Raw genomic sequence first — 23,432 nt, forward strand, 5'->3', positions numbered from 1 at the left:
TGCATAGGGACACCACATCAATTCCATCGTTGCCAGAGGCGGACGTTTGCCAATTTCCCGACGATAGGGAACCAAAGCGGCTGCCTCGGGAAAATGAGCGGGAAGATAGACAAACCCTAAATGAGTCGTCTCTAGAACCTGTTGAACCTGTTCAAAGGTTAGCGTTGTCCAGTCCACTCCCAACCGTTGCCAAATTTCAGTTAGGGTAATCCCTTCTTTGGTTGGCATGGTATCCCCCCCGTGTAATATCACCGGAACGCCTGCTGTTGCCACAATTAACGCGGTTAAAGGAGTAACAGGAGCGGTACGGGAGCGCCCATCGTAGGGACAATTCAAGAGTAAGGGAGGGGTCGAGAGCGGTTGAAGTTTGGACGCGAATTGATCGCAGCCATCTAACATTCCGGCTAATTCTTCGCTGGTGGGTCGTTTGATGCGGTGGGCTATTAAAAATGCGCCAATTTGGGCAGGAGTTGCTTCCTGTAATAGCATCATTTTCATCGCATCTGCGGCCTCGGTGCGATTGAGATTTTCGCCGGTATGAGGGCCACTGCCAATTTTACGAAGTAAGTCTCGAAAGCGATCGCTCATTACATCTGTTTAGAGGTGAAAACAACTAGGAAGTCTCTAGCATATCTGGTTTAAGAGGGACTTTCGGCAGTTATTTTGCCAACTTTTTCGAGAACGGGATCACAAGTTGGCGGAATAAACTCTTGGACTAATTTCCAGAAATATTCTATCGGGGGAATTTGCATTCGATCCGAAGTGGCGACCATAACGACTTCCCGACTCCAAGCCCGATCACAGGCGGATGGGGATAAATCGTTGGGTTTTTTGGTGTTTGTTGGGTTGACCTCTGCGACACCAATTGGACGAATGGCTAAAGTCGAGTCAGTTTGAGATTCAATTAAGGCTGAACGGGGGAGTAAAGCCACTAATTCTCCCTGACGGACGACTCCTCGAAACCCATCTAGGGTGTTGAGTTCGAGAACTGCTTTGAGTTGGGCTTGGGTTTGATTAAATTTTTCTAAGACCCAACGCTGCATTCCATAACCGTCTTTGAACACCACTTGCGGATAAAGAACCAGTTCTGACCAAGGAACTTGGGTGTAACTGGCGAGGGGATGGGTAGCGGCCATCAATACTTCTATCGGTTCCCAATAGAGGCTTTGGACAATCAATTCTCCGGTTGCGGTAAATGAGCGGTTATTCATCACAATGGCGACGTCAACTAACCCATCTCGCAACACCTTGAGCGCCCGATCACTTCCGAGGGAGGTGACTCGCAGTTGAACTTCTGGGTAAGCGTAGCAAAATTTCTGCAACACGGGAGGTAGGTAAGAGGCACAAATTGAATGAATGGCTGCCACACAGAGTTCGGGTTGTTTTCCCGCGAGTAAGGAGGCTAATTCTTCTTTTGCACTGTCCCAGGTTTGACAAATTTTGCGAGCATAGGGCCAAAAGCGTTCTCCCCCAACGGTCAGCTTTGCTTGAGCGGTACGATGGAATAGAGGTAAACCGAGTTCGGCTTCTAATCCTTGCACTTGACGGCTGATCGTTGACTGAGTAACCCCACATTTGTGTGCGGCTTGTTGAAAGCTTCCGGTTTCAGCCACACACAGAAAAGATTGCAACTGCTCTAAGCGCATGAAAATTTGATTAAGATGGCTGTACTCTATCCAAATTTATGGTACTTGATCTACATTTTTAGTTTAGTAGAGGTTGATACAGCGTTTTCTCGAAGAATTATTGACATTCTTCCCGCCGCCCAATCTCCCAATCTCCCAATCTCCCAATCTCCCAATCTCCCCATTTCTCAAGAATTAATCTCTTTTTTCGGAATCTTCCGTCGGAGTCGGGCCGTCGTTGGTATAATCTGAAGATATTTTTGATGAGTAGTGTCAGCGCCCCCCGTGCCAAGCGATCGCCCAAGTCCGGATAGCGCAATTTGTGAGGAGATCTAAAATTTATGCACATACTGGGAATTTCAGCCTATTATCACGATAGTGCAGCGGCTTTAGTCCGAGATGGAGAGATTATCGCTGCCGCCCAAGAAGAACGATTTTCCCGAAAAAAGCACGATGCCCGCTTTCCTGAACACGCGATCCGCTACTGTTTACAACAAGCCAATATTACCCTTCTTGATGTTGATCATATTGTTTTCTATGACAAACCTTTAGTCAAATTTGAACGACTTTTAGAAACTTACCTCAGCTACGCCCCGAATGGGTTTCGTTCGTTTATAATGGCGATGCCTGTTTGGTTGAAAGAAAAACTTTACCTGAAAACGATCTTAAAAAAAGAATTTTCCAATTTACTCGGTGTTAAACGGGCAAAATTGCCAAAATTGATGTTTTCTGAACATCATCAGTCTCACGCGGCTTCTGCCTATTTTCCCAGTCCTTTTGAACGGGCGGCGGTTTTGTGTCTCGATGGTGTGGGGGAATGGGCGACAACAACGGTATGGTTAGGCGAAGGCAATACTCTAACTCCGCAGTGGGAGATTGACTTTCCCCATTCCTTGGGTTTGTTGTATTCTGCCTTTACTTATTATACCGGATTTAAAGTCAATTCTGGTGAGTACAAACTGATGGGGTTGGCGCCTTATGGTCAGCCGAAATATGTTGATACAATTCTCACCCATTTAATTGATTTAAAAGACGATGGTACTTTCCGGTTGAATATGGATTATTTCAACTATACCGTCGGCTTAACGATGACAAATAAAAAGTTTGATCAACTGTTTGCAGGGCCGCCTCGTCAACCGGAAACCAAACTCACTCAACGAGAAATGGATATCGCCGCTTCAATACAAGTGGTGACAGAAGAAGTGGTTTTACGGTTATCAAGAACGGTTCAAAAAGAACTGAATGTTGATTATCTTTGTATGGCGGGAGGGGTAGCGTTAAATTGTGTTGCAAACGGTCGTATTTTGCGCGAAGGGCCGTTTAAAGACATTTGGATTCAACCCGCAGCCGGAGATGCAGGCGGAGCGTTAGGGGCGGCTTTGGCGGTATGGTATCAATATCACAATCAACCTCGAACTGTTGAACCCGAAAAAGTATTTGCCGTGAGTACAACTGTAGAAAATCCGGCGATTAAAAACTCAACAATTGCGACGTTAGAACCTAAAATAAAGACGGTTTCTGCCCCGAAAGATCGGATGAAAGGAGCTTATTTAGGGCCAAGATTTAGTGATGAGGACATTCTACTTTATCTCGACTCAATTAACGCGGCTTATGTGCGATTAGAAGATGCGAAATTAATGCCCCGTTTGGCGGAAATTTTAGACGAAGGAAACGTTGTTGGGTGGTTTCAAGGTCGGATGGAATTTGGGCCGCGATCGTTGGGTGGACGTTCAATTATTGGCGATCCCCGCAACTCTAAAATGCAGTCGGTGATGAACTTAAAGATTAAATATCGGGAATCTTTTCGACCCTTTGCACCGTCTGTTTTAGCCGAACGAGTGTCTGATTATTTTGATATGAATTCAGCCAGTCCTTATATGTTGTTAGTGGCGCCTGTTAAAAAAGATGTTCGTATTTCCATGACGGCTGAACAACAACAATTATTTGGAATTGATCAACTCAAAATTCCGCGTTCAGAAATTCCTGCAATTACTCATGTCGATTATTCTGCACGGGTACAAACGGTTCATCAAGACACAAATCCTCGCTATCACGACCTGATTTCTCACTTTGAAAAACGAACCGGATGTGGTGTAATTGTCAATACTTCCTTTAACGTGCGAGGTGAACCCATTGTTTGCACACCGGAAGATGCTTATCGCTGTTTTATGCGAACCGAGATGGATTATTTAGTATTAGAAAACTATCTTCTCGCTAAATCCGATCAAACACCCTGGGAAAAAGATGAGTCTTGGAAACAGGAATTTGAGTTAGATTAATTTGAATCCCCCGATCATCCCGCGCCCCCGTGACCCCGAAAAAGAGGAACTTAGAACTCTAATTCCCCCCAGAATTGGGGGGCTAGGGGGGCGCATAATTGGGGGGCTAGGGGGGATAAAATGGGGCTTAACGAGACAATTTCAGCTTAGTTTTGTACACTCAATCAACAAACAATGGATCACGATATTCCTAAGCTTGATAAAAAAGGTTTGCGAGAGTTCGGACTCACAACAGGCGGCATATTTGCGGGGTTGTTTGGGTTCGTGCTTCCCCTCGTATTTCGACACTGGCCCCCTCCGGTTTGGCCCTGGATATTGGGGTCAATTTTGGCGGTGTGGGCGTTGATTATTCCCGGTACCCTTGATCCGATTTATCACGGTTGGATGCGGGTTGGTTTGGTTTTAAGCGGGATTAATACCAGGATTATTCTAGGGATGGTGTTTTACGTTATGATGACACCGATGGCATTGATTAAACGAATTTTCGGCAGCGATGCCATGCAGCGGGAATTGAACCCCAATCTCTCAACCTATCGGGTTGGAAGTCAAGTTAGAAATCGTGAAAGTATGGAGCGTCCTTTCTAGTGTTTGAAGCAACATTAGACTTTTTAAAAGATTTGTGGGCGTTTATGAAAGAACGCAAAAAGTATTGGTTATTGCCTCTGATTATTACTTTGGTTTTGTTGGGGGCGTTAATTGTTCTCTCTCAAGGTTCTGCGATCGCTCCGTTTATTTATACGTTGTTCTAAACTTGAACACATTGAAGACGGAAGCTATAAAAAACCAAGAAGTATTCTTGTAGAGATGTTCCTAATAATGTCTCTACAGAGCTTTATTTTTTTGAAGATAAGTAGACGAGAATGGGTAAACGCAAGGCTTGGATATTGAATCTAGGTTTAACACTAGGAAGTGTTTTATTTGGCGTATTGATGGGGGAAATTGGATTGCGTTTAGCTGGAATTGAAGGGTTAAAAAAGTTGCCTCAACCGGGTCATGGTAATTTTTCACCTTCTTTTTATACCATGTCTCATCCTGATTTGGGCTGGACAAATCGACCGGGGGCTTCTGGGTTATGGGAACAGGAAGGTGAAGCTTATATTAAGATTAATATTAATGGATTTCGAGATCAAATTTACTCTAAAAACAAGGCAAAAGATACAGTCAGAATTGCTGTTTTAGGGGATTCTTTTACGTTAGCGGTGCAGGTTGACGTTGAACAAACTTACTGGTCTACCATCGAAAAAGAATTACAAAACTGTGCCGGATTGAAAGGTAAAAAAGTAGAAGTGATGAATTTTGGGGTGGATGGTTATGGTACCGCCCAAGAATTATTAATGTTGCGTGAAAAGGTGTGGGACTATAACCCAGATATTGTGATTCTTTCCTTTTTTATTGGCAATGATATAATTGATAATTCAGCACAACTTGAAAGTAATCATTATCGACCGTTTTTTGTATATAAAGATGGGGAATTAGTGCCGGATTATTCCTTTAGAAACTTATCGCTTGAACATAGCGATCGCTATTGGATTACGGCTGTTGATCGGCTACCCAGTGGATTGGTTAATCATTCGAGAATTTTACAAGTTGCTAAAAAAGCAGAACGAGATTTAAAGCAAAAAAATTTACTGCAACATTTAAACAAACTTAATGCTAAAAACTTTCAAGAACCCACCGATCTTGTTTGGCAAGAAGCCTGGAATATTACTGAAGATTTAATCACTCTGATGAATCAGGAAGTTCAACAAAAAAATGCCGAATTTTTGTTAGTAACGATTGCTGATCCGATACAGGTTCATCCCAATCCAGCTTTTCGTCAATCTTTTATGAATACTTATCAAATAGAAGATTTATCTTATCCTGATCAACGACTCCAAAGATTAGGCGATCGCAAACGTTTTCCCGTGTTAAATTTAGCCGAACCCTTTCAAGCCTATTCAGAAGAAAATAACATCTGTTTACATGGGTTTGAAACAGCAGTTCCTTGTGCGGGACATTGGAACCCAGACGGACATCAATTTGCCGGAAAATTAATCGCAAATCAGTTATGTCAACAGGTGAAAAAATGATCAAGAAACTTAAACCTTTAGCTATTAATTTGGGCTTAGTTTGTGGAAGTTTTATCTTTGCAATTTTGATCGGTGAAATCGGTTTACGGCTAGCGGGAATTGAGGCACCATTACCGCCCGATCCTGAGTCAGAAACCCTCGCTTATCGGGTTGATGATCCCCACCGGGGTTGGGCGCCTCGGGCGAATGCAGTGACGGTGTGGGCGGGGGAAGGGGAAAGAACCGGAGTTCAGATGAATAGTAGCGGAATGCGCGATCAAGAACGAACCGTTAATAAGCCTGAAAATACCTATCGAATTGCGTTTTTAGGAGACTCATTTGTTGAGGCGATTCATGTTCCGTTAGAATATACCGCAGCAGCAATTATGGAACAAAAATTAGCCGAATGTTCAGCGTTAAACGGGAAGAATGTTGAGGTTTTAAATTTTGGAGTTCAGGGTTATGGTACCGCCCAAGAATTGATGACATTACGCCATCACGTTTGGCAATTTTCCCCAGATTTAGTATTGTTGGGTTTTTATCCAGGCAATGATATCCGTAATAATTATAAACCTTTAGAACATGATCATTTTCGTCCTTATTTTACCTTAGAAAATGGTCAATGGGTGATTGATAATTCTTTTAAAGATTTAACTCAACTGGAACGGGATTACTATTCAACTTCTAGACTCGATTATTTACCCCGTTGGTTGTTAGAAAATTCCCGAATTTTACAACTGATTCGACAAGCGGAAGCGACAGCAAAACAGCGTCAATTTGAACAAGATTACGAACAAACGAATATCAATTTCTACAAAGAACCCCCCGATGAAAATTGGGAAGAAGCTTGGAATATTACTGAAGGATTAATTTCGTTAATTCAGGATGAAGTTAAACAGCAAGGTGTTGATTTTATGGTGTTTACGATTAGTGATTCTTATCAAGTTCATCCCAAACTAGATAAACGCCAAGAGTTCATGGAAAAATACGATATTCAAGATTTATTTTACCCCGACAAGCGTATTCAAGCGTTAGGTGAACGAGAAGATTTTACTGTGTTTAGATTAGCCGAACCTCTACAAAAAGTAGCAGAAGAAAAAGGCGAGTGTTTGCATGGTTTTGAGAATGCGTTTCCCTGTGAAGGTCATTGGAATCGAGACGGAAATCGAGTTGCGGCTGAGTTAATGTCGAATCAAATTTGTCAGCGAATTACATCTCAGCAGGTACAAAAAACAAACCAAACACCCTAATTTTTTATGAAATTTTATCAGAGTCTTAAAAAATTACCTGTTATCAAACAAGTTAAACCTTGGGTAACTGTGGGTTTAGTTAACTTAGTTCTATTGTTTGTTTTAACAGAAGCCGTATTATTTTTATTGATTTGGATTACTGAAAAACGTATTATTTATTTTTCTCCTAAAAGAGTTGGTAATCATCCAGAATCTTTTGTTTTAACAAAATTATCTCAGAAAAAATCAAACAATGAATCTATTCTTGTTCGCTTTCATCCATTTTTTGGCTATGTTCTGAAACCCGGAGTCTATAACCATGAAAATTCTGGGTTAAAAGTGAATAATTATGGCTTTTTCTCGCCTTATAATTATCCCTATACCAAAACTCATTCTAATCAAGTTATTATTGGTATTTTTGGGGGTTCGGTAGCGAGTGATTTTAGTGTGAATGAAACGATTGATCCTTCTCATCCTCGAACTCTGATTCAAAAACTCCAATCTTTACCCCAGTTTAAAAATAAAGAAATTATTGTTCTAAACTTTGCCAACGGTGGATACAAACAACCCCAACAACTTTTAATTTTAAGTTATTTTTTATCGATGGGTCAAGAGTTTGATTTGGTGATTAATATTGATGGCTTTAATGAACTGGCATTATCTCCCTTAAATAACCAAGCAAAACTTAATTTTTCTATGCCAAGTTTTCAACATTTTCAACCGTTAACGAGTTTAGTTAATGCAGATTTATCGGCGATTGTTTCCATGGGAGAAATAATTAAAACTAAACAAAAATTAACTCAAGTCAATCAACAGTTAAATCAATGTCAACTGGCTTGGTGTTATGGGGTTAATCAGCTTAGAATAAAACATTTATCCAAAAGTTATCAGCAGCAAGTCAGTGATTTTGATCAACGTCAAATCCAGAAACAATCCACAGCAGGTCATTCTGAAAAAAGTCTGATTGCATTATCTAAAACATCAGAAGTATTAGAAGATACCGTTGCGGTTAATCAAGCCGTTAATAACTGGTTTGAATCTTCTCTGATGATGTCTCATTTACTTTCAATGCGTCAGATTCCCTATTTTCATTTTATTCAACCCAATCAACATTACCCAACTGAACGAATTTTTTCATCAGCAGAAAAGCAAATGATTCGGGAGAGTCCCTATCATCAAGCTGCTCGAAAGAACTATCCAGTTTTGATTTCCAAAGCTGAACAGATGCAAAAATATGGTATAAACCTATTCAATGCTGTTAAAATTTTAGATGAGACTTCCGAAACGGTTTATCGAGATAGTTGTTGTCATTATAATCAACTTGGACAGGATATCCTAACCGATTATGTCGCTCAGTCCATTATAAAAACTTTTCATCCCTAACAACTCTCAGATCGGTTTTGATTGCCTCTCAATATTACCTTAAAAAAAGATAAATGATGAAAAAATTAAACGTTAAATTAATTCAAGAAGGACTCAAGCTAACAGTTATTAATCTAGTGCTTTTATTTGTCTTTCTTGAACTGGGTTCTTTGGCGTTCTACTTAATTATAAACAAACAGTTTTTTTATACTCGTGAAAAATCAGAAAACTATCAAGATTTGGGGATTAATTTAGAAGGGGTGCGAGTCGGAGGAGAATCGATTGTCGAACGTTTACATCCTTTTTTCGGGTTCGTACAAAAACCTGGCCCTGATTTTAGACCGGGTTTTAAATATAATAATTATGGGTTTATTACTCCCTATGATTATCCTTTTGAAAAAACAAATGACAATCAAGTTATTGTTGGAGTTTTTGGAGGTTCTGTTGCTTCTAACTACTCAATTTATGAAGTCAAAAATAAACTTTTAGAAAAAATCCTTCAGCAAGTTCCCCAATATAAAAATAAGGAAATTATTATTTTGTCTTTTGCAATTGGTGGATATAAACAACCCCAACAGTTATTAATTTTAAACTATATGTTAGCTCGGGGTCAAAAGTTTGATTTGATTATTAATATTGATGGGTTTAACGAAGTCGCACTTTCTAATCTTAATAACCAACGTCAACTCGATTTTGCCATGCCAAGTCCCGCTCATATCGAACCTTTAACCGGACTTGCCAATAATAGTTTATCAGATAAAGCCCTAAGAACACTGCTAGAAATTAAAGAAAATAAAGAACAGTTAAGTGATAATCTTGAAACGTTACAAGACTGTAAACTTGCATCCTGTAATGCTATTATGTCAGTTTACGTTCAAACCTTAGTTAAAAACTATCGAGAAAATCTCCAAAGATTTGAGAGATACAGAAATAAACCTCTAGATGAAGATCAAGAAAGTGTAATTTTCTTTTATAACCAAGATGAGGTTTTACCGGATGCGGTATTTTTTGAACAAGTGGCTGATTATTGGGCGAAAACCTCTATATTAATGCACCAAGTTGCAGCCGCTAATAATATTCCTTATTTTCATTTTTTTCAACCGAATCAATATTGGAAAACCAACCGAAAATTTAGCGAAGCGGAAAAGAAAATTGCTTTCATTGAGTCGAGTCCTTACAAAAAAGGAGTAAAATTTGGCTATCCTTTGTTAATTAAACAAATTGATGAGTTGAAAGCAAATAATATTAATATTTTTAATGCCCTAAATATTTTTGATGACGTTGCTGAACCCGTTTATGGAGATAACTGCTGTCACTATAACGCAAGGGGAGAAGAAATTTTTTCAACTTATATTGGCAGTTCAATTGTGGAGACGTTAACGGATAAATCTTTTGAGGCTAAAACTCAAAATTAATCAGATAAATGAATTTAAAAATATATTTTGCTGATCTTTATGTTAACATTTAATAGAGACTAAATATATGATTATTTGAGATGAAAGACCTGGGACAAAGTTTATCAAGCCAATTAGAACTGATTGTTGAACGATGGGTTGAAGCTGTTCATCGTGATAGAGAAATAGAGAGTGCAAAAGATATTGCATATCAAGCGGTAAAAAATAGTTTACCCGACGTTCTTGCTGAGGTGGCGAGGCTACTTTCAAAACAATACTTGGGTGATCAAGAGCAACTAGAAGAAAAAAGTTTACATCATGGATTTGTACGAGCGGAACAGGGGTATGATACAGCAGAAATCATGCGAGAATATCGCCTCCTAAGAACGATTATTTTAGATATTTTACATCCGGATTTACTCACAGGTTCAGTTGATGAGGTACTACAAGCTATTAAAATTCTAGATAGTGTTTTAGATGCAATTATCGCGAATAGTCTAGAGAGTTATATCGAAGCAAGGCTCACTGAACTCCAACAAATGCAAGGTCAATTAACATTAACGAATCAAGAGCTAACTCGCCTTGTTCAAGTTCAGAAAGACAACCTAGCTTACCTCGCTCATGAACTTAAAACCCCCCTTAATTCAATTATTGGTTATTCTGATTTATTAATTCGAGAACAACAAAAGCGCTTAAAGTCTCAAGATAAAGTCACAGCTACTAACCTAGATTCAATTGAACGGGTACTTCGCAATGGACGACTGCTTTTAAAAATCATTAATGATGCGTTAGAAATCTCACGTTATGATCAGGGGTGTATGCAACTCAACTTAGAAAGAATTAATGTGGGTTCTTTGATTGAAGAAATTATAGAAGAAGGATTAAAACCCCAAGCGAAAGCGAAAGAACTTGAAATTTTTATCGATGTTAAACTTGCTCCCTTACAAGTTCTTACTGATCCACTTCGTATCCAACAACTGATTAATAATTTAGTCACTAATGCTATTAAGTATACAAAAGAAGGAAATATTACCGTGATTTGTCAGCAACTTAATCAGCAAGAATGGTCTATTGTAGTTTCCGATACAGGAATTGGGATTTCCGAAGAAAATAAAGTTAATATTTTTGAGTCTTATTTTCAAGTCGATCCGATTGACAATCCTCTAGAAAGTATAGGCTTAGGACTAGCAATTGTGAGTCTAGTTGTCAGATTGTTTAAAGGAAAAGTTCAGGTAAATTCAACAGTAGGAGAAGGATCTGTTTTTACAATTACATTACCTTTTATTTTAGAAAAAAACTAATTTTGTCTTCTATTTTTAAAGAAAAATAATTAACATATCCAACTCTCTATTTGAGTAAAATGATATTAAATTATTTTAGTTGATTTGGATATTTTTCTAAAATATTTCTAAATAAAACTTCTGCGGCGAGTTGATTTCCCGCAATATTCCAGTGAGTATCGTTGGGTTTGTAGAGTCGGGTTTGACGGGAAGCGGAGATAAATTCATCCATTAAATCAATGTATTCAATATTATTTTCTTGAAAGGTTTCTTTTAACATTCGGTTGGGAAGTCGAAAATCCAACTTATCAGGATCATCTGAATCAAACATTTTGACTATTTTTGATTGTAATTTTTGATTGACTTGAACTTCATCGGGAATAATCACTACCACTAACTTAATATTGCGATAGTCGCAGATTTCTTTAATTTTGAGAATATCACTCACCGCATCTTTCACGTATCCCTCAAAGATGTCATCCGCCGGATTTTTAACGAACATATTACTTTTATTTTTGGTATCGTTTAAATAAAATTCATCGTTGTGGGTTGGTGCATTGTCAATGTATATTAAACTATTACTAGGATTAAAAACTAATCCTTCGTATTGGGTTTGAAGTTTAATTAGCGATCGCACAAAAGAAATCACATAAGACTTATCCCATTGTCGTTCTTTGGCTTTGAATTGATTATCCATAAAATCATTGCCAATATAAAAGGAAAGTAACACCATATCCGGTTGAACTTCTAGCCCTTCATTGACTAACAAAGAGAGATAATCTTTTGGCCCCATTCCAGGAATTCCCATATTAATCAATTCAATTTGTTGATTGTTTTGATTGAGTTTTTCTTCTAACAATGTGAGATAATTGTATGGGTAGGGAACAATTCCAAAGCTGAAAGAATCGCCAATTCCAATAATTCGATAAACGCCCTCGGGTTTTTCTGCGGTAAATTCCACATCTTTAAAGCCTTTGGAATTTAACGTAAAGTTAAAATCTTGAGAGTTGGGTTTTCCTCGCCAACGGTTGTAGGAACGGTCTGTAAATAGGAAGGTAGGGTTAATTTTGTGGTAAATTCTGAAGGTAATTTCTGATAAAATTAAAGTGATTGTGGTGATGATTAAGGTTTGGAGAAAGAAAGATTTAACTTGTTTGAGTTTAAGCATTTTGATTGAAATTATTTTAAAAGAAGTTATTTGGAAGCGGAAGGTTTAACTAAAGACTGAAAGTAATTATCTGTTTTCGGTCGCAAATTATCAAACAAAATATCAGCCGCGAGTTGATTTCCCGCCGAGTTCCAATGGGGTTCTTGAAGTAGATATAAATGCTGTTTTTTTTGTTCGGCTTTGAACCGTTCTAAAAAGTCAATATAAGCAATATTTTCGGCTTCTAAATGTTGTTTGAGAATATCTTGCATACAGGTCACTTGATACTTTTCGGGCTTCAGGTTAAATTCTTCAATAATTTGATTAAACAGCTTAGGGTTCACCTGAAATTCATCAGGATAAATTGCGACAACAAACTGAATATTTTTTTCTTGTAGAATCCGATTCATTTCTGAAATAGCATTGAGAATATAGTTAATATTTTTATCTCTTTCTCCTTCTGCTAAGTCATGTTTTCGGCAAAAACTCAAGCGACTTTTCTCAACTTCTAAAAACGTTTCTAAGGAAAGAATCCCCGGAGACTGTTCAACAGTAGAGTTATAATTTTGAGTAACAAGTTGAGGAGTTGAAGAAGCAATTAACGTTTCCCCAGACTCTAACGCTTGTTGAGATTTTGCGGCTTCTTGAAAGATTTTATATTTTTGTTGGATAAATAGCCATAACCTTGACTGTCCGATAATCGGATAACCAAAGATAACCAATTCTTCCCGTTTATCAATATCAATATAAATATCATTCACAATAATTCGCTTACGGTGGGGATCAGCATCAATAAAATCATTTCCGACAAAAAACCCCAAAACTACTAAATCCGGATGATATTGCAAACCGAACTTTTTCAACATTTCCAACTGTTCCCCCGTATGGGTTCCCGGATAACCCGTATTAATCACTTCAACTTGATCAATACCATAATATTCTGTAAACTGATTCTCTAACAATGTCGTGTAATTTTCCTCTTTTCCCCCTGCCCAATTAAAAGAATCACTAACAACTAACATCCGAAATTTACCCGCTTCCCTTTCTAACGGATAATCTTTATCATTGAAACCAAATTGATTGTTTCCATTGGCATAGGGACGAATTTTAAAGCCCAAATCTTGATCGTATTGATACAACCCTTTAAACAAATAAGGTTCTAAAACAATCATCAAAACTTCCACCAAAACCAACGGTACAACCGTCCAACAAAATAGTAAAATTAAAGTTTGACGAATTTGTTTAAAAGAAAGTGACTTGAGTAATTTTAACATAGACTTCAGGACAGCAAATCATTCAGTGTTTATACAAAATCAATCTTACATTTAAAATTTTAAGGCTGTAAATTTGTTGGCATTCGGTCTAAAACAATCGGCATTACCAACACTTTATCCACCCGATTTCCATCCATATCAACCACCTCAATTCTCAACCCATTCCATTCAAAATGATCCGCTACCGAAGGAATTCGACTCAAATGAGTAATCACAAAACCGCCAACCGTATGATAACTTCCTCGAGACTGTTGGGCAAACCTTTCTAATTTAAATAATTTAAAAAAGTCCTCAACCGCTAACATTCCATCCAACAACCAAGATCCATCTTCGCGCTGAATCACTTGCGGTTCATCCAAATGATCAACTGCGGGAATATCACCGACCAATTCTAACAAAATATCATTCAATGTTACTAACCCTTGAATCACCCCATATTCATCGACAATTATCCCGAGATGGGTTCCGGTTTGTTTGAACATTTCCAAAATTTTTAACACCGAAGTGCTTTCGGGAACAAACAAAGGACGTCGCAACGGACGAGTTAAATCTAGGGGATGATTTAATAAGGTTTGAGATAATAAATCCGTCACCCGGACAAACCCCAATACATTATCTAAACCCCCCTGACAAACTAACACTCTAGTATAAGAACTATTATTCAGTTTGTGGCGATTTTGTTCGGGAGTTTCTTCTAAATCCAACCAAACCACTTCCGGCCGAGGTGTCATTAAACGATGCACCGGACGATCTCCCAATTGAAACACCCGATCTACAATATTTTGTTCGGCTTCTTCGACAATCCCCGATTGTGTACCTTGTTCGATTAACACCTTAATTTCTTCTTCGGTGACTTGCGGTTCATTCGGAACTTCACTGCCCAACAAATGTAAAATCAACTCTGTCGAACTACTCAGCAAATAAACCACCGGAGAGGCGACCGTAGATAAACATCTCATCGGTTTAGCAACCATTGTAGCAATCCGTTCAGGGTGATTTAAGGCTAACCGTTTCGGTACCAATTCCCCTAAAATCAAAGACAAATAAGCAATAAAACAAACCACAATCCCCAAACTAATTGCCTCACTATACGGCGCCAAAACAGAAATTTTATCCAGTTTTCCAGCGAGTTTCTCCGCTAACGTTGTCCCCCCAAACGCCCCGGCTAAAATCCCAATTAACGTAATCCCCACTTGAACCGTCGATAAAAAGCGATTCGGTGTATTCGCCAATTCTAGGGCGGTGTGGGCTTTTTTGTTTCCCGCATTCGCTAACTGTTGCAAACGCACCCGACGAGATGAGACAATAGCAATCTCAGACATGGCAAATACACCATTCGCCAAAACCAACAACAGTAAAATTAAAATTTCATTAAAGACCGCAAGCATTTTATAATTCCCCAATAACAAATCGCTAAATTCTCTAAAATGGTAAGAACGACAACACCATTCCTGAAGCATCTATGACATTTTCTGCGATTGTTCGGGCGACTGCGCGATCGCCGTTGACCCGCGAACTCCTGACTAAACTCAATCAACATCAATCACTTTACCTTAACGGGGTTCCCCGCTTACCGAAAGGATTGGTCGCCTCCGCCCTCGCCCAAGAAGCCGGACTGAATTTGTTTGTGGTCACTGCAACCCTCGAAGAAGCGGGACGCTGGTCAGCCCAACTCGAAGCAATGGGTTGGTCTTTGGTTCATTTTTATCCGACGTCAGAAGGTTCGCCCTATGATCCCTCTTTCTCCGAAGAAATGATTTGGGGACAAATGCAGGTACTCGCAGATTTAGTCAACCCCGACGCCCGTGAAAAAGCCGCAGACAAAAAAAGCGCGGAAAATGGGAAAATTGCGATCGTCGCCACGGAACGATCGCTACAACCCCATCTTCCCCCCGTTGAGGATTTTCAACCCTATTGTCTGACTCTCAAACAAGGAACAACTCAAGACTCCAAACAACTCGATGAACAACTCGCAACTCTCGGTTATGAACGGGTTTCGTTGGTCGAAACTGAAGGTCAATGGAGTCGTCGGGGCGATATTGTTGATATTTTTCCCGTCGCGGCTGAACTCCCCGTTCGGTTAGAATGGTTTGGGGATGAACTCGAACGCATTCGCGAATTTGACCCCACAACTCAGCGATCGCTAGACAAAATCCCCCAATTAGTTCTCACCCCCACCGATTTTACCCCCTGGGGAATTGGAACCGAAAACTGGAAAATTGACAAACCCGCCTCGTTACTTGATTATTTATCCGAACTGACTTTAGTTGCTGTTGATGAACCCGATCAATGTGCGGCGCATGGCGATCGCTGGTATGATCACATCGAACAGAGTTTATCGGAAGAACAAGATTCAAACCCATATCCCCAACTCCATCGTCCGTTTAGCGACTCTTTAGCCGATATTTCCGCCCACTTTGATCGCCTCTACCTCTCGGAACTCACCGAAGTTCACCCTTCTCCCCTGGTTGCAGGTTCGCCCAGTCTCAACCTGTCGAGTCGCCCCGTCCCCATTACACCTCATCAATTTGCCAAACTCGCCGATCTGATCCGCCAAGAACGAAATCGCCATTTTTCGATCTTTCTGGTTTCAGCCCAACCTAGTCGATCTGTAGCCCTCCTCTCTGAACACGACTGTCCATCCAAATTTGTTCCCAACCCCCGCGACTATCCCGCCATTGATGGGTTAATCAAAGATACCCCCGTCGCCCTCAAATATACCGGACTGGCTGAACTCGAAGGCTTTATTTTACCGACTTTGCGGGTCGTTGTCATTACTGATCGAGAGTTTTATGGTCAACATTCCCTCGCCACTCCTAGCTACATCCGCAAACGGCGTCGGGCGGCGTCTAAACAAGTTGACCCGAATAAACTCCGTCCGGGGGATTATGTGGTTCATCGTCAGCATGGAATTGGCAAGTTTTTAAAGTTAGAAAGTCTGACAATTAATAACGAAACTCGCGATTATTTAGTCGTTCAATATGGAGATGGGTTATTGCGAGTTGCAGCCGATCAAGTCGGAACCTTATCGCGGTTTAGAAGTACAGGGGCGAAAGTTCCCCAACTCAATAAACTCTCGGGTAAATCTTGGGAGAAAACGAAAAATAAAGTTCAAAAAGCGATTAAAAAGTTGGCGGTTGATCTCCTCAAACTCTACGCCCAACGCGCCCAACAAACGGGTTATAACTATCCCCTCGATACACCTTGGCAACAGGAACTTGAAGATTCTTTCCCCTATCAACCCACGCCCGATCAACTCAAATCAACCCAAGACGTGAAACGGGATATGGAAGCCGAACGTCCGATGGATCGTTTAGTGTGTGGAGATGTTGGGTTTGGGAAAACAGAAGTCGGAATTCGGGCAATCTTTAAAGCAGTAACAGCCGGAAAACAAGTGGCATTTCTCGCCCCAACTACCATTTTAACTCAACAACATTATCACACCATCAAAGAACGATTTGCCCCCTATCCCATCGAAATTGCCTTATTAAACCGCTTCCGAACCGCCAGCGAAAAGAAAGAAATTCAACAACGGTTAATAACGGGCGAAATTGATATTATTGTCGGCACCCATTCGATTCTCAGCAAAACCATTCAATTCAAAGATTTAGGACTCTTAGTCGTAGACGAAGAACAACGATTTGGAGTTAATCAAAAGGAAAAAATTAAAACCCTCAAAACTCATGTCGATGTTCTTACCTTAACCGCCACGCCCATTCCCCGAACTTTATATATGGCGCTGTCAGGTATCCGAGAAATGAGTTTAATTACCACACCCCCACCCTCTCGTCGCCCGATTAAAACCCATTTATCTCCCTACAATGACGAAACCATTCGCACTGCTATTCGTCAAGAATTAGATCGCGGCGGACAGGTTTTTTATGTCGTTCCTCGAATCGAAGGGATAGAGGAAAAATCAGCTAGAATTCGCGAAATGGTGCCGAGTGCAAGGATAGCTACCGCTCATGGACAAATGAATGCAGCAGAATTAGAATCAATTATGCTGACCTTTAATGCTGGAGAAGCGGAAATATTAGTCTGTACAACCATCATCGAATCGGGGTTAGATATTCCTCGGGTGAATACCATTTTAATCGAAGATGCTCATCGGTTTGGTTTGGCTCAATTGTATCAGTTAAGAGGTCGAGTTGGGCGATCGGGAGTACAAGCCCATGCCTGGTTATTTTACCCCGTCACCGCAGATGGACGGGCGGCATTATCCGACGACGCCCGCAAACGATTAAGGGCTATTCAAGAGTTTACCCAGTTAGGTTCCGGTTATCAACTGGCGATGAGAGACTTAGAAATTCGCGGCGCCGGTGATATACTCGGGGCAGAACAATCGGGTCAAATGGATGTGATCGGGTTTGATTTGTATACCGAGATGTTGGAAGAATCAATTCGAGAAATTAAAGGTCAAGAAATCCCGCAAGTTGATGATACTCAAATTGATCTGAATCTGACTGCTTTTATTCCTTCTGATTATATTCCCGATATTGATCAAAAAATGAGTGCTTATCGAGAAGTGGCGTCTTGTAGTAGTCGGGATGAATTAGCAAGATTAGAAGAAGATTGGTGCGATCGCTATGGCCCAATACCAACACCCGCCCAACAGTTAATTCGGGTGATGGAACTCAAACAAATTGCCAAAAATCTGGGCTTTTCTCGGATTAAACCGGATACGGAAAATAAACAGCATATTCTCCTGGAAACTCCGATGGAAGAACCCGCTTGGAATTTACTCAAGGAAAAGCTACCCTCTCATCTCCATTCTCGGTTTGTCTACAGCAAAGGAAAAGTCACTGTCAGGGGTTTGGGGGTGATGAATGCCAGCAAACAACTTGAATCTTTAATCGAATGGTTGGATAAAATGCAGGATGTTCTCAGTGAAAAGCAAGAGGAAGTGTTGACCGTCGGTTGATTTTCTGGTTGGGGCTAGACAATTATGCGATCGCTGTTTTATTATGTCTGTAGTTAGATTTTTCGCGAACCTAAGCGGAGGCAAAAACCCCAGGGGGTTCACGAAAATCGCCAGAACCTCGACAAATGAATAGTTTCAACGTTTCAATCTTTGGAAAAGATGTCGGAGTCGGGAAATTTTGAGGGCTGAAATGAACCTAATTTTGAGGTTCACGAAAATCGGTTCTAGAATTCCCTCCCAGACTCAGTTTCAATCGGCGGACTTTCCAAAGCTAAATTCCCCGCAAGGGGATTGAAACATCGACCGCTTTACTTCGCTTGCCTTTGCAAAGGACTTTCCAAAGCTAAATTCCCCGCAAGGGGATTGAAACACTCAACGACATGGGAAAGAGTTTGTCCCAGGCGAGGCCTTTCCAAAGCTAAATTCCCCGCAAGGGGATTGAAACTTGATGCGAGACTTCATCTACGACTCAGACGACTTCCGCCAGCTTTCCAAAGCTAAATTCCCCGCAAGGGGATTGAAACGAAAGACTGTCTTTCATGTTTGAATTAGTCAGAAACTTTCCAAAGCTAAATTCCCCGCAAGGGGATTGAAACTTCTAAGAATACTTGCACATAATTCACGGGTTTTTCTTTCCAAAGCTAAATTCCCCGCAAGGGGATTGAAACAAACCACAAGAGACACCCTGGCTTAATGTATTTTGGCTTTCCAAAGCTAAATTCCCCGCAAGGGGATTGAAACGAGAGCAAAAATCGAAGAAGAGCAACCTCTTTCCGAAGGCCTTTCCAAAGCTAAATTCCCCGCAAGGGGATTGAAACATCTCTTGCATCGGCTTGGATACACTGAAGAAAAATACTTTCCAAAGCTAAATTCCCCGCAAGGGGATTGAAACCTTTTCCGATCCCCTTAACTTCAAAGGTTTTTTGAGGAGCTTTCCAAAGCTAAATTCCCCGCAAGGGGATTGAAACAACTGTTTTCGAGTCTGAGCTGAACAATGGATTGTCTTTCCAAAGCTAAATTCCCCGCAAGGGGATTGAAACTATCAAGCTGCTAGTATAATAGCTTTTGCCTTCATACTTTCCAAAGCTAAATTCCCCGCAAGGGGATTGAAACACTCAATGTCGTCACCAAAGAAGAAGAATTTGGTGGATACTTTCCAAAGCTAAATTCCCCGCAAGGGGATTGAAACGCTGAACTCATAGTCTGAGGCGAAAATGTTAAAGTCTTTCCAAAGCTAAATTCCCCGCAAGGGGATTGAAACATCAAAATGAATACCTGGCAAAGTTTCGTTCATGCTTTCCAAAGCTAAATTCCCCGCAAGGGGATTGAAACTACTAAGAAAGAAGCGGATTGACAATTCCTGATACTTTCCAAAGCTAAATTCCCCGCAAGGGGATTGAAACCTTAAAACATCGTTAGAAGAACATTTAGCGGGGATCAAGGATAGCTTTCCAAAGCTAAATTCCCCGCAAGGGGATTGAAACATAATATCGACTTCGACATCGGGAAAAATTTCATGCAACTTTCCAAAGCTAAATTCCCCGCAAGGGGATTGAAACCAGCAAGAGTGCGTAGACGTGCTTACACGCTACCTGATTCTTTCCAAAGCTAAATTCCCCGCAAGGGGATTGAAACCGAACCGGAACTACTGGATTGCTAAGTCAAGGCTTTCCAAAGCTAAATTCCCCGCAAGGGGATTGAAACAAGGGAAGAAGGAATCAGAAGCACCTTCTCCACCCAAATCCTTTCCAAAGCTAAATTCCCCGCAAGGGGATTGAAACATTATGGAATGTGTTTGGTTGATGCGATCGCCGGACTTTCCAAAGCTAAATTCCCCGCAAGGGGATTGAAACAATCAGGCAATGCTAGTTTAACTTCTTCAATCACTAGCCTTTCCAAAGCTAAATTCCCCGCAAGGGGATTGAAACGAATAAAGAGGGTTTGTTGTCTCATTCATGCGTGCTTTCCAATGCTTAATTCCCCGTAAGGGGATTGAAACTAATGCGTACTGCGCGATCGCTAACTTCATCAACTCAGCTTTCCAATGCTTAATTCCCCGCAAGGGGATTGAAACATCGCCTTGTAATCTGATTGCATCTTCTGAAGCTTTCCAAAGCAAAATTCCCCGCAAGGGGATTGAAACACGGTTTTCAGAACCTTTTTTCAGGGTGCAAGCCTTGCACCCCTACAGATGTTTATTTTAAACTTGTGGGTAACGCATTCCAAAACGGTTGTTGTGAACCCTCACGAGTTGTATTAGTTCCGGTATACAAATCCCCCTTGAGTTCCTGATAATAACTATCATCAAGGAAATTCACATTTAACCCCGCTACAACCAACCGTCTTTTAAAATCTTCCTGTGCATAATCTCGCCCATCAATTAACGCTCCCCGAGGATTGGGTGCCAACAATTCCCCATTGACAGAAACCACATTAATTAAATTAGGCCACCAAGCATACCCACTATATCCAAATAATACCGGAACTTCTACAATTTGATCCTCATCGAGATTCAATTCTCGCTTCAGTTTCTTTAACAACGGATCAATTTTTTCTCGCTGTAACTGTAGATTGTGCTGCACCAATAACCGATTATTCAAAGCCGCCCTGACAGTTGTTTGGGTACTCAAACCCCGATTAATAGCCGCTCCTTCATAGCCCTTTTCTGCCAATTCTTCAATCAGTTCAACCCCCGCTTTTGGGCTAACAATTAACAACAACGGTTCACCCGTTTGACTGGGAATAAAATTAATAATTTCACTCACATGACGAACCATCAACCAAGACGTATCAATCTCAATCGGTGGCCCTTGAACTTGCTGCGCTTTCAGGAATTGTACCACATTGGGATGTAACGTTTCTTCTTCGGCTTTCCCATAATAAATCCGCCCCATCGGATAGTTTGAAAGGGGAGGAGTCACTTCTAAATTACTATACCAATCTAACCCTTGATTCACCACATCCAGCGAACGAGGTTCACCCACTTCAAATGAGCCAAAATTACGAGTCATTAACGATTGAGCATAATCATCACTTTCCCCGGAACGATTGCCTTGTAACGCCACTGGATAGCTTTTTAACGTATTTTCATGGGGAAACTGTACATAACCAATTTCAGTTGTATCTTGCATCCACGCTGTCTCACCTTGAGTCACTTTTGTGGTCGCGCCACTGGGTTCAACCACTTGTTTCACCTGTGTGATAAACTCTCGATTAGCACCGCGATCGCTAACATGAACTTCAGACACCGCAGCAGTATTAGGCGACATCATCCAAGGTGCAACCCCAATTTGAATACTATCAGAAGCAATCTCTTGATTTTCTCGACGAGCAACTGCTGTTAACCGCACTAAACCCGTCCAATTTTGATCGGCAAATTGTTTTGCTTCTACCCCTAAAATAATATCTTGATTATAGGTTAAAGCCTTTTCGCCAGTTAAATCTACCGGAACCCAACCCCCGGCTGTTTTTTGAAAGATATTGACAAACGGTTTAGCCTGGGTATCGGTACTAATAAAAATCTCTGATCCTTGGTATTCTGGAGAAACTTTAAAGTGAACTTCAGCTAAATCCTCACTGTCATATTTCCCATTCACAATCTGATCTTTCCAATCGGGAAAACCATCGCGATCGTCATCATCATTATTAAACAACATTAGCGGCCCGGTTGACAATGACCACTGAGTTGGGCGCACTTCATCTGATTCTGAAATCATCCCATCTCGGTTGGTGTCGGCGTACATTTCAAACCCTGGAAATTGAGGAACATCCACCGAATATTGAGAGTCTTTTTGAGGCGTGGGTTGATCTTTGATTTCTGATTGAACAATCGCCCGTTCATAAGTTGCGATCGCTAAATAGCCTTGATATTCTACAATCTTTTCAATGGCTTGTTGAGTCAGAAAAGTCTCAGAAGGAATTTGTCGCAGCGTATCAATTGCTTGTACCCAGAAATTTTGGGCGGTTTCCCAGTCGGGAGGGGTTTCTTTTCCGGTGGCTACCGCAAGTGAAGCCAGTTGAGTCACTTGTTCCCAAAGTTTGGCGGCTTCTTCTTCGCGTTGAATACGGATTTCTGTTTGACGTAATGCCCGCAGTCGAGTTTGATATTGTTGGAGTTGAAGTTCATACTGCCAAGCTTCTAAACTGGAAATATCGGGAGAACCCGAAACTTTTTCTAAGTTGGCTTTGAGTTGCTCGCGCAGTCGATATAAATCTTCTAATGATTGTGGGGTTGGGAGTTCAGTCGATGTAATGTTAGACTCTGGAGAGACAACTTCTGAGGGTTCGTCGTAGAGGCTAGACTCATCAATTCTGTATTCAATCTCAGGAGTATTAGGAGACGATTGAGCCAATACCAATTGAGGCGTTGGAACCAAGATAATTCCGACTACAACTCCAACTGTATTGATCAATGCTACCGCAACGTATCGCATCCAACTCATATCGTATCCTCAAACGTTGAGATTGATTGTACAAAAAGATAATACCGCGATTGAGTAAGATTGAATAGAGGAGACGGAGAATTTCACTTGTTCGCTGCAACCGCCAAATTTTAATCGTATTATCACTTCCCCCACTGACTAACAGTTTACCGTTATTGGCGATCGCAATCGTGTTAAAATCTTTATTGTGAGCCATCAAAGTTTCTAAAATCCGACCTGTTTTGACCTCCCATAATTTTAGGGTACTATCATAGCTGCTACTGATCAAAGTCTTACCGTCGAATGCGATCGCCAGTTCAGAAATTGACCCCAAATGTCCAGTGAGAGTTTGAGGACGTTTGTACTGATGAGGTGTCAGAATAAAATTGTTTGATTGTACAGAGAGATTGTTTGCCTTAGTGTTCATCAACCGCCAAGTCGGTTTTACCAAA

General features: G+C 40.7%; 16 protein-coding genes, 1 pseudogene and 1 CRISPR repeat array. Of the genes and pseudogenes, 10 read left to right on the forward strand and 7 right to left on the reverse strand.

Annotated elements, in window-relative coordinates:
- Together M595_RS15560 and M595_RS15565 are read right to left on the reverse strand one after the other, a co-directional pair.
- Positions 1 to 588 (reverse strand): annotated as a pseudogene (locus M595_RS15560) (hypothetical protein); the annotation flags it as partial.
- Between the two features lie 50 nt (positions 589 to 638).
- Positions 639 to 1,646, reverse strand: a complete 1,008-nt coding sequence (locus M595_RS15565; protein WP_023067318.1) for a LysR family transcriptional regulator — start codon at positions 1,644 to 1,646, stop codon at positions 639 to 641.
- A gap of 15 nt (positions 1,647 to 1,661) precedes the next feature.
- Here M595_RS15565 and M595_RS15570 point away from each other — a divergent pair, with 15 nt between their 5' ends.
- The 9 genes from M595_RS15570 to M595_RS15605 all read left to right on the forward strand — a co-directional run bounded on the left by M595_RS15570 (position 1,662) and on the right by M595_RS15605 (position 11,238).
- Positions 1,662 to 1,877 (forward strand): hypothetical protein, encoded by a 216-nt coding sequence (locus tag M595_RS15570; protein WP_023067332.1) that lies wholly within the window; start codon positions 1,662 to 1,664, stop codon positions 1,875 to 1,877.
- A gap of 89 nt (positions 1,878 to 1,966) precedes the next feature.
- Positions 1,967 to 3,904, forward strand: coding sequence for a carbamoyltransferase family protein (locus M595_RS15575; RefSeq protein WP_023067289.1), 1,938 nt, complete (start codon positions 1,967 to 1,969; stop codon positions 3,902 to 3,904).
- Positions 3,905 to 4,078: 174 nt separating this feature from the next.
- The gene (locus M595_RS15580; protein ID WP_023067320.1) at positions 4,079 to 4,489 is read left to right on the forward strand and encodes an SxtJ family membrane protein; all 411 of its coding nucleotides are present in this window, start codon (positions 4,079 to 4,081) and stop codon (positions 4,487 to 4,489) included.
- On the forward strand, positions 4,489 to 4,653 hold the full coding sequence (locus M595_RS31850) for a DUF5989 family protein (RefSeq protein WP_009782541.1): 165 nt from the start codon (positions 4,489 to 4,491) through the stop codon (positions 4,651 to 4,653). The genes M595_RS15580 and M595_RS31850 overlap by 1 nt, the downstream gene beginning before the upstream one ends.
- Before the next feature lie 111 nt (positions 4,654 to 4,764).
- Positions 4,765 to 5,973 (forward strand): SGNH/GDSL hydrolase family protein, encoded by a 1,209-nt coding sequence (locus tag M595_RS15585; protein WP_023067284.1) that lies wholly within the window; start codon positions 4,765 to 4,767, stop codon positions 5,971 to 5,973.
- Positions 5,970 to 7,202, forward strand: coding sequence for an SGNH/GDSL hydrolase family protein (locus M595_RS15590; protein WP_238987084.1), 1,233 nt, complete (start codon positions 5,970 to 5,972; stop codon positions 7,200 to 7,202). The genes M595_RS15585 and M595_RS15590 overlap by 4 nt, the downstream gene beginning before the upstream one ends.
- A 6-nt stretch (positions 7,203 to 7,208) precedes the next feature.
- Positions 7,209 to 8,564, forward strand: coding sequence for a hypothetical protein (locus M595_RS15595; RefSeq protein WP_023067324.1), 1,356 nt, complete (start codon positions 7,209 to 7,211; stop codon positions 8,562 to 8,564).
- Positions 8,565 to 8,620: 56 nt separating this feature from the next.
- Positions 8,621 to 9,958: a hypothetical protein gene (locus tag M595_RS15600; protein WP_023067326.1), complete on the forward strand. Its 1,338-nt coding sequence runs from the start codon at positions 8,621 to 8,623 to the stop codon at positions 9,956 to 9,958.
- 80 nt (positions 9,959 to 10,038) lie between these two features.
- Positions 10,039 to 11,238 (forward strand): sensor histidine kinase, encoded by a 1,200-nt coding sequence (locus M595_RS15605; RefSeq protein ID WP_023067329.1) that lies wholly within the window; start codon positions 10,039 to 10,041, stop codon positions 11,236 to 11,238.
- A 70-nt stretch (positions 11,239 to 11,308) separates the two neighbouring features.
- On the opposite strand, the gene M595_RS15610 is transcribed toward M595_RS15605, so the two are convergent.
- Genes M595_RS15610 through M595_RS15620 form a run of 3 tightly spaced genes read right to left on the reverse strand, consistent with a single transcriptional unit; the run spans position 11,309 to position 15,026 of the window.
- Complete coding sequence (locus tag M595_RS15610; RefSeq protein ID WP_023067333.1) at positions 11,309 to 12,385, reverse strand: SGNH/GDSL hydrolase family protein; 1,077 nt, start codon at positions 12,383 to 12,385, stop codon at positions 11,309 to 11,311.
- Between the two features lie 26 nt (positions 12,386 to 12,411).
- Entirely contained in the window at positions 12,412 to 13,638 is a 1,227-nt protein-coding gene (locus M595_RS15615; RefSeq protein ID WP_023067319.1) for an alginate O-acetyltransferase AlgX-related protein, read from the reverse strand.
- Positions 13,639 to 13,697: 59 nt separating this feature from the next.
- On the reverse strand, positions 13,698 to 15,026 hold the full coding sequence (locus tag M595_RS15620) for a hemolysin family protein (protein WP_023067292.1): 1,329 nt from the start codon (positions 15,024 to 15,026) through the stop codon (positions 13,698 to 13,700).
- A gap of 74 nt (positions 15,027 to 15,100) precedes the next feature.
- On the opposite strand from M595_RS15620, the gene mfd reads away from it, so the two are divergent.
- On the forward strand, positions 15,101 to 18,559 hold the full coding sequence (gene mfd, locus M595_RS15625) for a transcription-repair coupling factor (protein ID WP_023067323.1): 3,459 nt from the start codon (positions 15,101 to 15,103) through the stop codon (positions 18,557 to 18,559).
- Positions 18,560 to 18,820: 261 nt separating this feature from the next.
- Positions 18,821 to 20,702: direct repeats of the CRISPR family, unit length 37 nt; unit sequence CTTTCCAAAGCTAAATTCCCCGCAAGGGGATTGAAAC.
- A gap of 52 nt (positions 20,703 to 20,754) precedes the next feature.
- Here mfd and M595_RS15630 read toward each other — a convergent pair.
- Positions 20,755 to 23,001, reverse strand: a complete 2,247-nt coding sequence (locus M595_RS15630) for a protein-arginine deiminase family protein (RefSeq protein WP_040484192.1) — start codon at positions 22,999 to 23,001, stop codon at positions 20,755 to 20,757.
- The gene (locus M595_RS29335) at positions 22,892 to 23,407 is read right to left on the reverse strand and encodes a WD40 repeat domain-containing protein (protein WP_023067310.1); all 516 of its coding nucleotides are present in this window, start codon (positions 23,405 to 23,407) and stop codon (positions 22,892 to 22,894) included. Before M595_RS29335 ends, M595_RS15630 begins: the two co-directional genes overlap by 110 nt.
- Between the last annotated feature and the right edge of the window lie 25 nt (positions 23,408 to 23,432).

This window comes from Lyngbya aestuarii BL J, assembly GCF_000478195.2.
Classification (GTDB): domain Bacteria; phylum Cyanobacteriota; class Cyanobacteriia; order Cyanobacteriales; family Microcoleaceae; genus Capilliphycus; species Capilliphycus aestuarii.

Coding starts and splice junctions, on each gene's coding strand:
- M595_RS15630 (WP_040484192.1), bottom strand. CDS start 23,001: ATGAGTTGGATGCGATACGTTGCGGTAGCATTGATCAATACAGTTGGA.
- M595_RS15605 (WP_023067329.1), top strand. CDS start 10,039: ATGAAAGACCTGGGACAAAGTTTATCAAGCCAATTAGAACTGATTGTT.
- M595_RS15585 (WP_023067284.1), top strand. CDS start 4,765: ATGGGTAAACGCAAGGCTTGGATATTGAATCTAGGTTTAACACTAGGA.
- M595_RS15600 (WP_023067326.1), top strand. CDS start 8,621: ATGAAAAAATTAAACGTTAAATTAATTCAAGAAGGACTCAAGCTAACA.
- M595_RS15580 (WP_023067320.1), top strand. CDS start 4,079: ATGGATCACGATATTCCTAAGCTTGATAAAAAAGGTTTGCGAGAGTTC.
- M595_RS15595 (WP_023067324.1), top strand. CDS start 7,209: ATGAAATTTTATCAGAGTCTTAAAAAATTACCTGTTATCAAACAAGTT.
- M595_RS15610 (WP_023067333.1), bottom strand. CDS start 12,385: ATGCTTAAACTCAAACAAGTTAAATCTTTCTTTCTCCAAACCTTAATC.
- M595_RS15565 (WP_023067318.1), bottom strand. CDS start 1,646: ATGCGCTTAGAGCAGTTGCAATCTTTTCTGTGTGTGGCTGAAACCGGA.
- M595_RS15575 (WP_023067289.1), top strand. CDS start 1,967: ATGCACATACTGGGAATTTCAGCCTATTATCACGATAGTGCAGCGGCT.
- M595_RS15620 (WP_023067292.1), bottom strand. CDS start 15,026: ATGCTTGCGGTCTTTAATGAAATTTTAATTTTACTGTTGTTGGTTTTG.
- M595_RS29335 (WP_023067310.1), bottom strand. CDS start 23,407: ATGAACACTAAGGCAAACAATCTCTCTGTACAATCAAACAATTTTATT.
- mfd (WP_023067323.1), top strand. CDS start 15,101: ATGACATTTTCTGCGATTGTTCGGGCGACTGCGCGATCGCCGTTGACC.
- M595_RS15615 (WP_023067319.1), bottom strand. CDS start 13,638: ATGTTAAAATTACTCAAGTCACTTTCTTTTAAACAAATTCGTCAAACT.
- M595_RS15570 (WP_023067332.1), top strand. CDS start 1,662: ATGGCTGTACTCTATCCAAATTTATGGTACTTGATCTACATTTTTAGT.
- M595_RS15590 (WP_238987084.1), top strand. CDS start 5,970: ATGATCAAGAAACTTAAACCTTTAGCTATTAATTTGGGCTTAGTTTGT.